Origin of the sequence: Bradyrhizobium stylosanthis, from assembly GCF_001641335.1 — a bacterium.
Lineage (GTDB): Bacteria > Pseudomonadota > Alphaproteobacteria > Rhizobiales > Xanthobacteraceae > Bradyrhizobium > Bradyrhizobium stylosanthis.
On record NZ_LVEM01000002.1, the window covers coordinates 805,779 to 819,719 of the forward strand.

At 65.5% G+C, this 13,941-nt stretch carries 12 protein-coding genes; 4 read left to right on the plus strand and 8 right to left on the minus strand.

What is annotated here, in order from left to right; translation table 11 throughout:
* Positions 1-31 precede the first annotated feature (31 nt).
* Together A7X65_RS15715 and A7X65_RS15720 are read right to left on the minus strand one after the other, a co-directional pair.
* Complete coding sequence (locus A7X65_RS15715) at positions 32-847, minus strand: alpha/beta fold hydrolase (protein ID WP_063686269.1); 816 nt, start codon at positions 845-847, stop codon at positions 32-34.
* A 129-nt stretch (positions 848-976) separates the two neighbouring features.
* On the minus strand, positions 977-3,040 hold the full coding sequence (locus A7X65_RS15720) for a prolyl oligopeptidase family serine peptidase (protein ID WP_063686271.1): 2,064 nt from the start codon (positions 3,038-3,040) through the stop codon (positions 977-979).
* A gap of 185 nt (positions 3,041-3,225) precedes the next feature.
* Here A7X65_RS15720 and A7X65_RS15725 point away from each other — a divergent pair, with 185 nt between their 5' ends.
* Both A7X65_RS15725 and A7X65_RS15730 read left to right on the plus strand, forming a co-directional pair.
* Positions 3,226-4,473, plus strand: a complete 1,248-nt coding sequence (locus tag A7X65_RS15725; RefSeq protein ID WP_063687716.1) for an MFS transporter — start codon at positions 3,226-3,228, stop codon at positions 4,471-4,473.
* A gap of 152 nt (positions 4,474-4,625) precedes the next feature.
* Entirely contained in the window at positions 4,626-5,855 is a 1,230-nt protein-coding gene (locus tag A7X65_RS15730) for an MFS transporter (protein ID WP_063686273.1), read from the plus strand.
* Positions 5,856-5,946: 91 nt separating this feature from the next.
* Here the strand turns inward: A7X65_RS15730 and A7X65_RS15735 are convergent, their stop codons facing one another.
* Both A7X65_RS15735 and A7X65_RS15745 read right to left on the minus strand, forming a co-directional pair.
* Positions 5,947-6,441, minus strand: a complete 495-nt coding sequence (locus A7X65_RS15735; RefSeq protein ID WP_063686275.1) for a VOC family protein — start codon at positions 6,439-6,441, stop codon at positions 5,947-5,949.
* A 315-nt stretch (positions 6,442-6,756) separates the two neighbouring features.
* Complete coding sequence (locus tag A7X65_RS15745) at positions 6,757-7,302, minus strand: carboxymuconolactone decarboxylase family protein (RefSeq protein ID WP_063686279.1); 546 nt, start codon at positions 7,300-7,302, stop codon at positions 6,757-6,759.
* 135 nt (positions 7,303-7,437) lie between these two features.
* Between A7X65_RS15745 and A7X65_RS15750 the strand changes: the two genes are divergently transcribed.
* Both A7X65_RS15750 and A7X65_RS15755 read left to right on the plus strand, forming a co-directional pair.
* Positions 7,438-8,637 carry an acyl-CoA dehydrogenase family protein gene (locus A7X65_RS15750; protein ID WP_063687717.1) on the plus strand — a complete coding sequence of 400 codons (1,200 nt, stop codon included), beginning with the start codon at positions 7,438-7,440 and terminating at the stop codon, positions 8,635-8,637.
* A gap of 140 nt (positions 8,638-8,777) precedes the next feature.
* Positions 8,778-9,917: an acyl-CoA dehydrogenase family protein gene (locus tag A7X65_RS15755; RefSeq protein WP_063686281.1), complete on the plus strand. Its 1,140-nt coding sequence runs from the start codon at positions 8,778-8,780 to the stop codon at positions 9,915-9,917.
* A 323-nt stretch (positions 9,918-10,240) separates the two neighbouring features.
* Here the strand turns inward: A7X65_RS15755 and A7X65_RS15760 are convergent, their stop codons facing one another.
* The 4 genes from A7X65_RS15760 to A7X65_RS15775 form a co-directional block, all read right to left on the minus strand.
* Positions 10,241-11,278 (minus strand): amino acid ABC transporter substrate-binding protein, encoded by a 1,038-nt coding sequence (locus tag A7X65_RS15760; RefSeq protein WP_063686283.1) that lies wholly within the window; start codon positions 11,276-11,278, stop codon positions 10,241-10,243.
* A gap of 88 nt (positions 11,279-11,366) precedes the next feature.
* Positions 11,367-11,960 carry a L,D-transpeptidase gene (locus tag A7X65_RS15765; RefSeq protein ID WP_063686285.1) on the minus strand — a complete coding sequence of 198 codons (594 nt, stop codon included), beginning with the start codon at positions 11,958-11,960 and terminating at the stop codon, positions 11,367-11,369.
* A gap of 330 nt (positions 11,961-12,290) precedes the next feature.
* Positions 12,291-13,265 carry a hypothetical protein gene (locus tag A7X65_RS15770; RefSeq protein WP_063686287.1) on the minus strand — a complete coding sequence of 325 codons (975 nt, stop codon included), beginning with the start codon at positions 13,263-13,265 and terminating at the stop codon, positions 12,291-12,293.
* 85 nt (positions 13,266-13,350) lie between these two features.
* Entirely contained in the window at positions 13,351-13,941 is a 591-nt protein-coding gene (locus A7X65_RS15775; protein WP_063686289.1) for a thioredoxin family protein, read from the minus strand.

Below are 13,941 nucleotides of genomic sequence, written 5' to 3' on the forward strand. Positions count from 1 at the left end.
ATGCGCAGCAGCGCTGTCGCGTCTCGCCGCCTTATCCCGCATGCCGTGCGATGAATTCGGAAATGAGAGCCGTAACCTCCGCCGGGCGCTCCAGGCTTGGGACATGCGCGGCGCCCGACATCTCGCGCTTCTCCGCGCCCGGTACGACCGCGGCGACATGGCGGCAGCGTTCCTGGACGTAGGGGAAATCGAGGTCGCCCCACACCACGAGTGTCGGCACCGCGACATCGCCGAGCCGGTCGAAGAAGGGCCGAATGTCGACGTCAGCCCCGTACGGCGGGGAGCGAAGCGCGATACCGTTCATCTCGAGGAACAGATCGCGCGCAGCGCCCGCGACGCGGCCTTCGTGCGCCAGCGGGCCGTCCAGCCAGAGACGCGCCTTCATCGCGTTCACCCGATCGAGGTCGCCGGACGCCTCGGCTTGCTTCGATTGCGTCATCAGTTTCTCGATGTCGGGCGTGTAGGTCGGATCGGGCGCGCCCGCGACATTGGTGGCAATCAGGACGAGGGCGCGAACGCGCGACTTGTATCGGATCGCTGCGTCGAGCGCGATGCGGCCGCCGAGGGAGCAACCGACGAGAATTGCGGGCTTGCCGTCCGCGGTCGCGTCCAGCACCGCGACGAGGTCTGCGAGGGCGGAGAAATCTTCCGGCTCGGCGCGTGTTTCGCCGAAGCCGCGCCGGTCATAGGCGACCGCCTTTTGGGTGGCGCCGATCGCATCCAGCTGGGCGCGCCACATGCGCCGGTCGCACACATTGGCATGAAGAAAGACAACGGCGGTGCCGCGGCCTACGACCTCTGTGGCAAGTCGGGCGCGACCGGACGCAATGAATTGCATTGAGGGCATCTCCAGAACCGATGATGCTGCCGATCAGAGTAAGAGGGATTGATCGCGCCAGGAAGCCTGGTCGTCTGCGTGGGCGGCATGTGAGTACCCCCTTTCAGGGCGCCACCACAAGCTAGGGAGCGCTGCTCCCTAGCCATCCGTCCACCCGATCTTCTCTTTCAGGAATCGATAGCCGAGTACCTCGAAGCCGGCGCGCTCCTTGTTGTCCTTGCCGTAGCCGTGGCCGCCGGCCGCGGGCTCGTAGAACCAGGCCTCAAAGCCCATCGCCTGCAGCTTGGCCGCCATTTTACGCGCGTGGCCGGGATGGACGCGGTCGTCGCGCCGCGTGGTGGCGATCAGGATCGGCGGATAGGCCTGGCCGGCCTTCACGTTGTGATAGGCTGAGTAGGTCTTCAGCCATTCCCATTCGTCGGGCTTGTCGGGGTCGCCGTACTCCGCGATCCAGCTCGCGCCCGCGAGCAGTCTTGTGTAGCGGCGCATGTCGATCAGCGGGATGGTGCAGAACAGCGCGCCGAAGCGCTCGGGATAGCGCACCAGCATGTTGGTGATGAGGATGCCGCCGTTCGATCCGCCCTGCGCGGCGATGCGTTTTGGTGTGGTCACGCCGCGGCGGACCAGATCGGCGGCGACCGCGGCGAAATCGTCATGCGAGAGCTTCTTGCCGGCGAGGCGCCCGGCATCGTGCCAGCGCGTTCCGAACTCGCCGCCGCCGCGCAAATTCGCCTGCACAACGGTGCCGCCGCGCTCCAGCCACAGCTTGCCGAGCGAGGCGTGGTAATACGGCTTCACGGAGACGGCGAAGCCGCCATAGGCGGTCATGTAAACCGGCGCATCGCCGCTCTCACCGGCGGGGCCGGTCTGCACATAGGGAATGCGCTCGCCGTCAACAGAGATCGCCTCGTGCTGCGTCACCACGAGGCCGTCGGCGGTGAACGTCTTCGGTGCCTGCTTCAAGACGGTCGGGCTGGCGACGCCGCGCTCCATCAGCAGCAGCGACGGCGGTGTGAGCGGGTCCTGCACGTTCGCGAGCAGGTCGCCATTGCTCTCGGAGGCATGCCGATCGAGCGCCCAGACGTCGACGACGCCGATCTGGGGCAGGCCGGGAAGCGTCTCGCGGCTCCAGGTCGCGGCGGATGGCGTGCAGATTTCGAAACGCGGCCTGAGCTCGTCGAGGATCGAGAGGACCAGTCTGCCTGCTACCCAGAAGAAGCCCTGGATCGCCCGGCGCGGCGCCGGCTCGAACAGCACCGCGAACTCGCGGCCACCTTTGAGGAAAGCCGAGAGCGAGATGCCGAGCACCGCGTCCGCCTTATACGTGCGTCCGGCCACGGACCAGACCGAGCGCGGCTTGATCGCGAGCCAGTCGCCATGGGCCTGCAGTTCTATGTCGGTCGGCAGGTCCAGCCTTGCGAGCGGTCCGGTCTGATCTCCGATCGAGACGCTGAAGTTGAAGAAATCCAGCATGCGGCCGAACCAGATCGTTCGGTTCGACGTGATGCGATCGACGTAGCAATACGCCGCCATGTCGCTCACCGATGCTTCGAACAGCACCGAAGCCTGTTCGACCTTTTGGCCGCGTCGCCACAGGCGGACGGTGCGCGCATATCCGGAGCTCGTCGCCATGTCCTCGCCATGCGCGCTCGACAGCAGCAGCGTGTCGGCATCGAGCCAATCGGCGCCGCCCTTGGCTTCCGGCAACGCGAAGCCGTCGGCCACGAAGCTTTTCGTGGCGAGGTCGAACTCGCGCAAGGTGACGGCGTCGCTGCCGCCGCGCGACAGGCTGAGGATCGCGCGCGAACTGCCGGGCATCGTGGTGATCTGGCTCAGCAGCCAGTCCTCGCCTTCGCTCGCCGCAAGCTGATCGATATCGAGGATGGTCTCCCACGCCGGATGCGGCTTTCGAAACTCCTCCAGCGTCGTCCGCCGCCACAGGCCGCGCGGATTGGTGGCGTCCTTCCAGACATTGTGCAGGTCGGAGCCGCGCCGGCTGACATAGGGAATGTTGTCGGGACGGTCGTAGATCGCCGCGAGGATGTCGCGGTCGCGCTCGAAGGCCGCGCCCCCGAACGCTGCGAGCGTCAGTTGATTCTGCCGCTCGACGAAATCCAGCGGCTGCGTGCCTTCGATCTCCTCCAGCCACAGCCAGGGATCGTCATCGGGAGCGCTGAGCGTGGGCCTGTCGTCGACGGACATGAACGAAACTCCGGAAAACTGCGGGGATAGGATTTGATCGGGCGCAAGCCGTCAAGGGCACGCTCCGCTATCATCTCACCGATTGCGTCAGGGGCATGGCCCGCGCCCGTTTGCGCCGGTTGCCCGCCTTGGTGCTCCCCTCCATAGTGCCGCGAATCAACAAGGCCCCCCGGACGGAAATGCCGATGCTTGACGCGACTGCAGCCAACGAGATCGCCTCCGACGCCCGCGTGCGTGCCAATGTGGTGCGCCTTGCCGCCGCGCAGGCGCTGACCGGCGCCAACTCGGCGGTGATCTTCGCCACCGGCGCGATCGTCGGCGCCACGCTCGCGCCGGACATGTCGTTCGCGACCGTGCCGATCTCGATGTATGTGGTTGGCCTTGCCGCCGGCACGCTGCCGACCGGCGCGATCTCGCGCCGCTTCGGCCGCCGTGCGGCGTTCATCGTCGGCACCGGCCTCGGCGCGCTCACCGGCCTGTGCGGCTGCTTTGCGATCCTGCACGGCTCGTTCGCGCTGTTTTGCCTGGCGACCTTCCTCGGCGGCCTCTACGGCGCGGTGGCGCAGTCCTATCGCTTCGCCGCGGCCGACGGCGCCAGCGCCGCGTATCGCCCGAAGGCGGTGTCCTGGGTGATGGCGGGCGGCGTGTTCGCCGGTGTGCTCGGTCCGCAGCTCGTGCAATGGACCATGGACGTCTGGCAGCCCTATCTGTTCGCCTTCAGCTTCCTGGTGCAGGCGGCCGTCGCGCTGGTCGCGATGGGCATCGTCGCCGGCGTCGACATGCCGAAGCCCGCTCCGGCCGACATGCATGGCGGCCGGCCGCTGCTGACGATCGTGACCCAGCCGCGCTTCATCGCGGCGGCCCTGTGCGGCGTCATCTCCTATCCCATGATGAACCTTGTGATGACCTCGGCGCCGCTCGCCATGAAGATGTGCGGCCTGTCGTTGTCCGATTCCAATTTCGGCATCCAATGGCACATCGTCGCCATGTACGGACCGAGCTTCTTCACCGGCGCGCTGATCACGCGCTTCGGCGCGCCGAAGGTCGTTGCGGCCGGTCTGCTGCTTGAGGCGGGCGCTGCCGGCATCGGCCTGTCCGGGATCACCGCGATGCACTTCTGGGCGACGCTGATCGTGCTCGGTGTCGGCTGGAATTTCTCCTTCATCGGCGCGTCCGCTTTGGTGCTGGAGACGCACCGCCCGCAGGAGCGCAACAAGGTGCAGGCCTTCAACGATTTCCTCGTGTTCGGCATGATGGCGATCGGCTCGTTCTCCTCGGGCCAATTGCTCGCCAATTACGGCTGGTCGGCGGTGAACATGGTGGTGTTCCCGCCCGTCGTGCTCGGCCTTGCAGTGCTCTCGCTGGCGTCCTGGGCCCGCCGCCGCAAGGCGCGGCTCGAGGCGGCCATGGGCGAGTTCCCGGATGCGATTTGAGTTGTCCGAGTTGGCAGGAGGCTGTCAGCAGCGATGATACTTCGATCCAGGTCGAAGTGATTTTCGGCGGCCCGGTTGTTACATGATGCTCGTCATCAACAGGCGGGCGTGACGTCAAAAAGCGCTCGCGGGGGAACGAAGGACCAGCGCAAATGCTCGACAATCCCCGTCCCGCCGCGCCCATCGACGAATCCTCCCTCCGCTACGAAGGCTGGCGCATCGTCGTGGTCTGCTTCCTGCTCGCGACCTTCGGCTGGGGGCTCGGCTTCTACGGCCAGAGCGTCTATGTCGCCGAGCTGCAGCGCGCGCGGGGGTGGCCGGCCTCGCTGATCTCCTCGGGCACCACGTTCTTCTATCTGTTCGGCGCGCTGCTGGTCGTGTTCGTCGGCGAAGCCGTGCGGAAATACGGCCCGCGCATCTGCCTGATCGCGGGCACGCTGGCGATGGCGGCAGCGAGCGTCGCGATCGGCGCGGTGCGCGAGCCATGGCAGCTCTATCTCGCCGACGCCGTGCTCGCGTTCGGCTGGGCCGGCACCAGTCTCGCCATGATCACCAACACGATCAGCCTGTGGTTCGACCACAAGCGCGGCATGGCGATCAGCCTCGCGCTCAACGGCGCTAGCTTCGGCGGCATCGTCGGCGTGCCGCTGCTGGTGACCTTGATCGGCCATGTCGGCTTCGCCAGCGCGATGTATGCCGCCGCCGGTGCGATGCTGGTGCTGCTCGTGCCGGTGATCCTGCTTCTGGTCGGCCGCCCGCCCGATCTTCACGGCTGGAAGGCATCAGCCAAGGCGGCGCCGCAATCGTCCACGCAGATCCGCTCCTGGGCGCTCCGCGATGTCGGCTTCCTCACGGTGACGATTGCATTCGCCTTGGTGCTGTTCGCGCAAGTCGGCTTCATCGTGCACCTGATCTCGTTCCTCGATCCCGTGATCGGGCGCGAGCGTGCGGCAGTGGCGGTCGCGGTGCTGACGGCGATGGCGGTGGTCGGCCGCGTGCTGTTCTCGATGGTGATCGACCGCCTCAACCAGCGTCTCGCATCTGCGCTGTCGTTCCTCAGCCAGGCCGCGGCGCTCCTCGTCGTCATCAACCTGCACAACGACTATGTGCTGATCGCGGCCTGCGCGGTGTTCGGCTTCTCGGTCGGCAATCTCATCACGCTGCCGTCGCTGATCGTGCAGCAGGAATTCGACAGCGCCGCGTTCGGCGTGCTGATCAGCCTCAACACCGCGATCAACCAGGTGACCTATGCATTCGGCCCCGGCGTCGTCGGCGCCTTGCGCGACTGGTCCGGCGGATATTCGTTGCCGTTCTATCTCTGCATCGCGCTGGAGGTGGCGGCCGCGGCGCTGATCATGGTGCGGGGGAGAAAGGTCTCGTAGGGTGGATTAGCCGAAGGCGTAATCCACCAACTTTGTCCCGCATGCGCTGAGGCATGGTGGGTTACGGCTTCGCCTAACCCACCCTACGGCATCACCCCTCCCGCTGCTTCAGCAACGCCTCCACATCCAGCCGCTTCGTCACCATCGCGAGCTTGCCGTCCGGCCCGAACGGCCATTGCTCCCGCGGCTTGTCCCAATACAGCTCCACGCCGTTCTCATCGGGATCGCGCAAGTACAGCGCCTCGCTGACGCCGTGGTCGCTGGCGCCGTCGAGCGCAATCCCGGCCGTGAGCACCCTATGCAGCGCATCCCCTAGCGCGGGGCGGGTCGGATAGAGGATCGCGGTGTGATAGAGCCCGGTCGAGCCCGGCGGCGGCGGCGAACCGCCCTTGCTCTCCCAGGTGTTGAGCCCGATGTGGTGGTGATAGCCGCCGGCCGAGATGAAGGCCGCGCCCGAGCCCATGCGCTGCATCAGCTCGAAGCCGAGCACGCCGCAATAGAAGCCGAGCGCGCGATCGAGATCGGCGACCTTGAGATGGACGTGGCCGATCCTGGTCCCGGCATGGACGGCTTGAGTCTGCGACATGTGAATGCTCCGTTGCTGACCTCCAGATAGGCCGGGCCCCGGGGCTGCGCTACCGGCCTATCCTGAAACCCAGCGTTTCCGGAAAGGGAACGGACTACGGCCCGGTCCCCCTCGCCATGCGCAGCGCCGTGCCTTCCTTGCAGCCGGGGCACACAATCCGACGCTCCATGGCCTGGTCGGAAAACGGAACGTCGGTGACGCCAAGGTCCGCCTGCCCGCAAAACGGACAGCGGATCGGCCTATCCCTGTCGGCTGCGAGTTGCCGAACGACGGCAGTCCACTGCCTCGCTTTGTCCTGAAAGGTCATCGCGCTCTTCAGGACAGCTCCTTCACCTCGCCCTCGGGCAGCTCGAACTCGAACGTGTTCAGCGTCATCGACACCATGGTGTAGTAGCCGCACAGCCCGATCACCTCGACGACGCCGCGCTCGCTAAGCACCTTCACCGCCTCGTCATAGAGACCTTTCTCGACGCCGTGTCCCTCATGCAGCGACTTCGCGACGTCGTAGATCATCTTCCCCTTGGGATCGTCGAACTCGGGCGTGCGGCGGTCGCGGATCGCCTCGATGATTTTGGGGTCCATGCCGCCGGTGAGCGCGAGGCGCTTATGCGCATACCATTCGTAATGTGCGGTCCAGTGCCGCGCCGTCACCAGGATCGCGATCTCCGAGAGCTTTGCCGGGAAGATCGTGTCGTAGCGCAGCACCTCGCCGAGCCGCGTCGCGTGGCGCGCCATGTCGGGGCTGTTGAGCCAGGCCATCATCGGGGCCGGCGGCTTGCCGCGCTTGCCGGCAATCGACTCGTCGTAGGTCTGCCGCTGGCTCTCGTTCATTTCGCCAGGCGAAAGAAGTTTCAGGCGCATTGTCGTTTCCTCTTTGTTTTCAAGCACCGTCGTCGCGGCGACTATAGCGGAATGTGTCAACGGAAGTGGTTGAATTCCGCAGGTGCTTGGCCCAGAGTCATCGGCAACAAGTCTTTTTGATTGATGGAAACGACCATGAGCGACACTGAGACCGCCGAGCTCGAGACATTCCGCAACGAGACGCGCGTCTGGCTGGAAGCCAATTGCCCGCCGGAGATGCGCAAGCCCGCGACGTCGGACGGCGACGTGTTCTGGGGCGGGCGCAACGCAAAATTCTCGTCCGAGCCGCAGCGCATCTGGTTCGAGCGCATGCGCGACAAGGGCTGGACCGTGCCGGACTGGCCGAAAGAATATGGCGGCGGTGGCCTCAGCGCCGCCGAGCACAAGGTGCTGCGCGCCGAGATGGCCAGGATGGGCGCGCGCCCGCCGTTGTCGAGCTTCGGCATCTGGATGCTCGGGCCGGCTTTGCTCAAATACGGCAACGAGGCGCAGAAGAAGGAGCACCTGCCGAAGATCGCCGCGGGCTTGATCCGCTGGTGCCAGGGCTACTCCGAGCCGAACGCCGGCTCCGATCTCGCTTCGCTCCAGACCCGCGCCGAGAGTGATGGCGATGATTTCGTCATCACGGGTTCGAAGATCTGGACCTCCTACGCCAATTACGCCGACTGGATCTTCTGCCTGGTTCGTACCGATCCCGCGGCCAAGAAGCACGACGGCATCAGCTTCATCCTGTTCGACATGACCTCGAAGGGCGTGACGACCAAGCCGATCCTGCTGATCTCCGGCTATTCGCCGTTCTGCGAGACCTTCTTCGACGGCGTCCGCGTGCCGAAATCGCACGTGGTCGGCACCGTCAACCGCGGCTGGGACGTCGCAAAATATCTGCTCCAGCACGAGCGTGCGATGATCTCAGGCATGGGCGAGCGCGGCGTCGGCCGTCCGCTCGGCCAGATCGCGGCGGATTCCGTCGGCAGCGATGCGCAAGGCAAGCTGGATGATTCGATGCTGCGCGGCCGGATCGCGACGTTCGACGTGGACGAGGCCGCGCTTGCGGCCTGCGCCGAACGCGCGGTCGATCTCGCCAAGGCCGGGCAGGCGCATCCGGCGTTCTCCTCGGCGATGAAATATTACGGCACCGAGCTCAACAAGCGCCGCTACGAGATCCTGATGTCGGCCGGCGGCGTCGATGCGCTGGAATGGGAAAGCGAGCGCTCGAAGCAGGGCGCCCGTCCGCGCGCCTGGCTGCGAACCAAGGCCAACTCGATCGAAGGCGGCACCACCGAGGTCATGCTCGGCATCGTCGCCAAGCGCATCCTGGATCTGCCGGGGGCCTAAGGAAGGTCCTCATCCTGAGGAGCGGCCGTAAGGCCGCGTCTCGAAGGATGGCCTGCATGGTTCGAGACGGCGCTACGCGCCTCCTCACCATGAGGGTCACCCACCGTATTCAATCGAACAGCACTTTGTTGGAGCCCGTCATGGCCCTCGTCCTCACCGAAGAACAATCCATGCTCCGCGACAGCGCGCGCGGGCTGATCAGCGACAAGGCGCCGGTGTCGCATCTGCGCCATTTGCGCGACAGCAAGGATCCCACCGGCTTCTCCAAGGAGCTCTGGCACTCCTTCGCCGAGATGGGATTCGCTGGCTTGCTCGTGCCGGAAGAATTCGGCGGCTCGGGCCTCGGATTCATGGAAGCCGGTGTCGTGATGGAGGAGATCGGCCGCACGCTGATGCCGTCGCCCTTCCTCGCCACCAGCGTGGTGGCGGCCTCCGCGCTGAACCGCGGCGGCAATGCCGCGCAGAAGTCGGAGTTCTTGCCGAAGATTTCCAACGGCTCGCTGCTGGCGACGCTGGCGATCGACGAGGGCGCAAAGCATCGCCCGCTGCAGACCAGCCTGCAGGCCGTGCGCGCCGGCAACGGTTTTAAACTCTCTGGCGCCAAGGCCCTGGTCGTTGATGGCCATGTCTCCGACCTCCTCATCGTCGCGGCGCGTACATCCGGCTCCGCCGGCGAACGCGAGGGCCTGACGCTGTTCCTTGTGAACCCCAAGGCCAAGGGCATCACGGTCGAGCGCACCATCATGGTGGACGCGCATAACGCGGCGCGGATCGAATTCGCCAATGTCGAGGTCAATGCCGACAGCGTGCTCGGCGAGGTCGATCAGGCAGCAAACCTGCTCGACGGCGTGCTCGACATCGGCCGCGGTGCGGTCGCCGCCGAAATGGTCGGCCTGAGCGACGAAGTCTTCAACCGCACCGTCGAGTATCTCAAGAACAGAAAGCAGTTCGGCAAGTTGATCGGCGAATTCCAGGCGCTGCAGCACCGCGCCGCCGAGCTCTATGTCGACATCGAGATCACCCGCGCCGCCACCATGAAGGCGCTGCAGGCGCTGGACACTGACGTTGCCAAGGCTGCGTCGGCCGTCGCCGTGGCCAAGGCCCGCGCCGGCACCACCGCCACCCGCGCGGTGCAGGAAGGCGTGCAGATGCACGGCGGCATGGGCATGACCGACCAGTTCGACATCGGCTTCTTCATGAAGCGCGCGCGTGTGTGCGAGGAATTGTTCGGCGATGCGAATTACCACACCGAGCAGCTGGCGCGGGCGCGCGGGTATTGAACTTGTAGCCCGGATGGAGCGCAGCGAAATCCGGGTTCGATCAGCGCGGTAAGACCGCCCCGGATTGCGCTGCGCTCCATCCGGGCTACGGACTACGGCAGTCGTGCGTAGCCGTCATGGCCGGGCTTGTCCCGGCCATCCACGTTCTTGAGCGGCTCCAAAACGTGGATGCCCGGGACAAGCCCGGGCATGACGATGGAGAGTATGACGCGCATCGGTGTCAACATCGTCATTGCGAGCGGAGCGAAGCAATCCAGACTGTCGCCGCTGACGGACTCTGGATTGCTTCGTCGCTTCGCTCCTCGCAATGACGACGGAGAGTCCTACCGCATCGGCGGCGCGTACTGCACACCGCCGGCGTTCCAGAGCTGGTTCATCCCGCGCGGGATCTTCAGCTTGGACTTCTCGCCGATGTTGCGCTCGTACATCTCGCCGTAATTGCCGACGTGGCGGATGATGCGGACGACCCAGTCCTTGGTGAGACCGAGCTGCTCGCCGTAATTGCCCTCGGTGCCGACGAGGCGCATCACTTCGGGCTTCTTCGACTTCAGGGCCTCGTCGATGTTCTCCGAGGTGACGCCGAGCTCTTCGGCGTTGATCATCGCGTAGAGCGTCCACTTCACGATCATCATCCAGTCGTCGTCGCGCTGGCGCACGACCGGCGCGAGCGGCTCCTTGGAGATCATGTCCGGCAGGATCATGTGGTCGCCGGGCTTCGACAGATTCAGCCTGAGCGCATAGAGCTGCGAGACGTCGGCGGAGAGCGTGTCGCACTTGCCGCTGTCGTAGGCCTTCACCACATCGTCGAGCTTGTCGAACTTCACCTCTTCATACTTCATGTTGTTGGCTTTGAAGTAGTCGGCGACGTTGAGCAGCGTCGTGGTGCCGGCCTGCACGCAGACCTTGCTGCCATTGAGGTCCAGCGAGGTCTCCTTGTTGCGCGAGCGCGGCAGCATGAAGCCCGCGCCGTCGTAATAGGCGACCGCCGGGAAATAGAGGTCGTAGTCGAGCTCGCGCGCCATGCTCCAGGTCGAGTTGCGCGAGAGGATGTCCACCTTGCGGCTCTGCAATTCCTTGAAGCGTTCGCCGGCATCGAGCGGCACGAACTTCGCCTTGGCCGGATCGTTGAAGATCGCCGCCGCGACCGCGCGGCAGAAATCGACGTCGAAGCCGGTCCAGTTGCCCTTGTCGTCGGGGATCGAGAAGCCCGGCAGGCCCTTGTTGACGCCGCACAAGACTTCGCCGCGACGAACCGTGCGCTTCAGGGTGCGGGTGTCGTAGAATTCGTAGATCACCGCCAGCACGCCGACCAGCACGGCGACCGCGAGCCCGATCAGCAGGCCGCCTCGAAAAGTGCGCATGATGTCTCTCTCTCGAAATAATCGGGAAAAGGATGAGGGGAGGAGGGGCCGGGCATGATCGGGAAGATCATGCCCGAACCAGAGCCCTTCAGAGCTCGGGCTTCTGCCGGATGATGACCTTGGTCCCGACAGGGACGCGGTCGTAGAGGTCGGCGACGTCGTTGTTGACGAGACGGAAGCAGCCCGAGGACACCTTGGTCCCGATCGTGTCGGGCCGGTTGGTGCCGTGGATGCGGTAGACGGTGGTGCCGAGATACATGGCGCGGGCGCCGAGCGGATTGCCGGGGCCGCCGGCCATGAAGCGCGGCAGGTAGGGCTGGCGCTGGATCATCTCCGGCGGCGGCGTCCAGTCCGGCCATTCCTTCTTGTTGGTGATCTGCACCAGCCCCTGCCACTGGAAACCGTCGCGGCCGACGCCGATGCCGTAGCGGATCGCACGCCCGCCCGGCTGCACCAGATAGAGATGCCGTTCGGCGGTCGAGACAATGATCGTGCCCGGCGCTTCAGTGGTGCGGAAGTAGACGACCTGCTTCTGCCATTCCGGCTCGAGCTGGTACGAATCGTCGGCAACCAGGCCCGGCTCGTCGCCGCGGTCGGGCTGCTGGGCGGAGGCGTATGAGGTGGTCAGGACGAGGCTGATCGCAGCCACAAAGATCCCGGTCAGGCGACGAAAATCCGTCATTTCAAGCTCTCCCCGCTGCCACAGCGCAAATCATTCGGAACCATCAAATCTCAGGGGCATGTTCATGGCAAGTTGATGGCGCGCCCGGCTGGTATGTCACGAGAATGCCTATGGTTTTTTGACGAGACCGGGCAATGCCACAAACAGGGGATGGCGCGAAAAGCAGTGTCAGTGACACCTCTCTGGGCGGAGCAGCCGAAATTGACGTCGTCATGCCCGGGCTTGTCCCGGGCATCCACGTTCTTCGTAAGGCGTGGCAGACGTGGATGGCCGGGACAAGCCCGGCCATGACGATGCGGAAGCTTTGGCGTCCTGATCACCCGCGCGATGTCAGATCTTATTGCTCTCCGCCGCGATCCCGAGCCGCCGGACGATCTCGGTCCCGACGGCACGGGCCTCGATCCGCGAGCCGATGCGGGGGCTGCGAAACCGCCGGCCGGCGCGCGTCCTGATCGTGACGATGCAGTGCTCGTCCTCGGACCGGCCACGGCGGTCGACGGTGATGGTCTTCACGTCGTGCCCCTCGATATGATCGGCGCGCGGCGTGCCGTCGCCCCACAGGCGTTCGACGCGGATGTCGCCCTCGCGGATGATCCAGAAGGCGCCGGTCACGAGGTTCGCGTAGCGGTGCACGGCAAACGCGGCGAGCACGCCGAGCGGCAGCAGCAGGATGTCGACATGCGTGGGCGGCCATCCGCGCCAGAGCTTGTAGGCGTAGGGCACGGCGGACAGCGCGACGGCGATCAGCGAGACGATCCGGATGTCGCGCGTGGAAAACGCCTCCAGCGGCTCGCCGAGATGCATCTCGGGATTGCTGGCATCGAGCGGATTGACCGGCTCCTCGACATTGGGCACCTCGAACTGCGCCGCGATCCGGGCCACGGTGTCGCGGACATGGGTGACGTCGGAGATCGGCGGGGATGTCAGGCGTTCCCCCGAGGTCAGCGTGAAGACGAGCTGAAAGCGGGCCTTCACCCGCTTGCTGCCGGGAACCTGCAGCGCCGTGATGTCGTCTTTGCCGATGATCCGCGTGCGGAGCTTGCCGAACGGGCTTTGCCGCCCGATCAGGATCTCGTTCGCCGTGATGATCCACACCACCGCCGGCGCCAGCATGATGCCGGCGACGAACCCCGCGCCCACGAGCAGGGCGACCACGGAGATGATGATCTCCAGCGCATCGTGCGTGAACAGGCCCGGCGTGAAGCACAGCGCGACGGCGGCCGCGAAGCCGGCCATGACCAGCCGCTGCGCGATCGAGGAGCCTTCACGAAGGCGGATGTCGGTGCTGATGGTCGCGTCGTCCATTGCGGGCGGCTGATTTCGATGGCGCGAAACTCCACGGACGGGTCCGTGGAGTCAAGCAACAACGCCGCGACACGGCCGTCGGCAATCAGCTGCTGGCGTTCAGCAGCTTGCCCACGGTGCGGTCGATCTCGTCGTAGCGGCCCTCGCCGGCGTGCTGGAACACGATCTTGCCGTTCTGGTCGATGATGTATTGTGCCGGCCAATACTGGTTGCTGTAGGCATTCCAGGTTTTGGAGTCGTTGTCCTGCGCCACCGGATAGGTGATGCCGTGGCGCTTCAACGCCGCCTGGACATTGGACGCCGAGCGCTCGAACGGGAATTCCGGCGTGTGTACGCCGACCACGACGAGGCCCTTGTCCTTGTATTTCGCATAGAGGTCGGTGACGTGCGGCAGCGTGTTGACGCAGTTGACGCAGCCATAGGTCCAGAAGTCGACCAGCACGACCTTGCCGCGGAGATCGGCAAGGCTCAGCGGCTTCGAGTTGAACCAGGTGGTGATGCCGATGAAGTCGGGCGCGGTCTGCTGGCTCGCGGCGGCGACCTTCATCGGTGCTGCTGCGGGGGTGGCGACGACAGGTGTTGCGCGCGCGGCTTCGTCGCAGATGCCGGGGATGACGGCGCCGGTCACGGCCATGCCGATCAGGGCAGCGGAGACGGCGAGCAATTTGATGGTCAT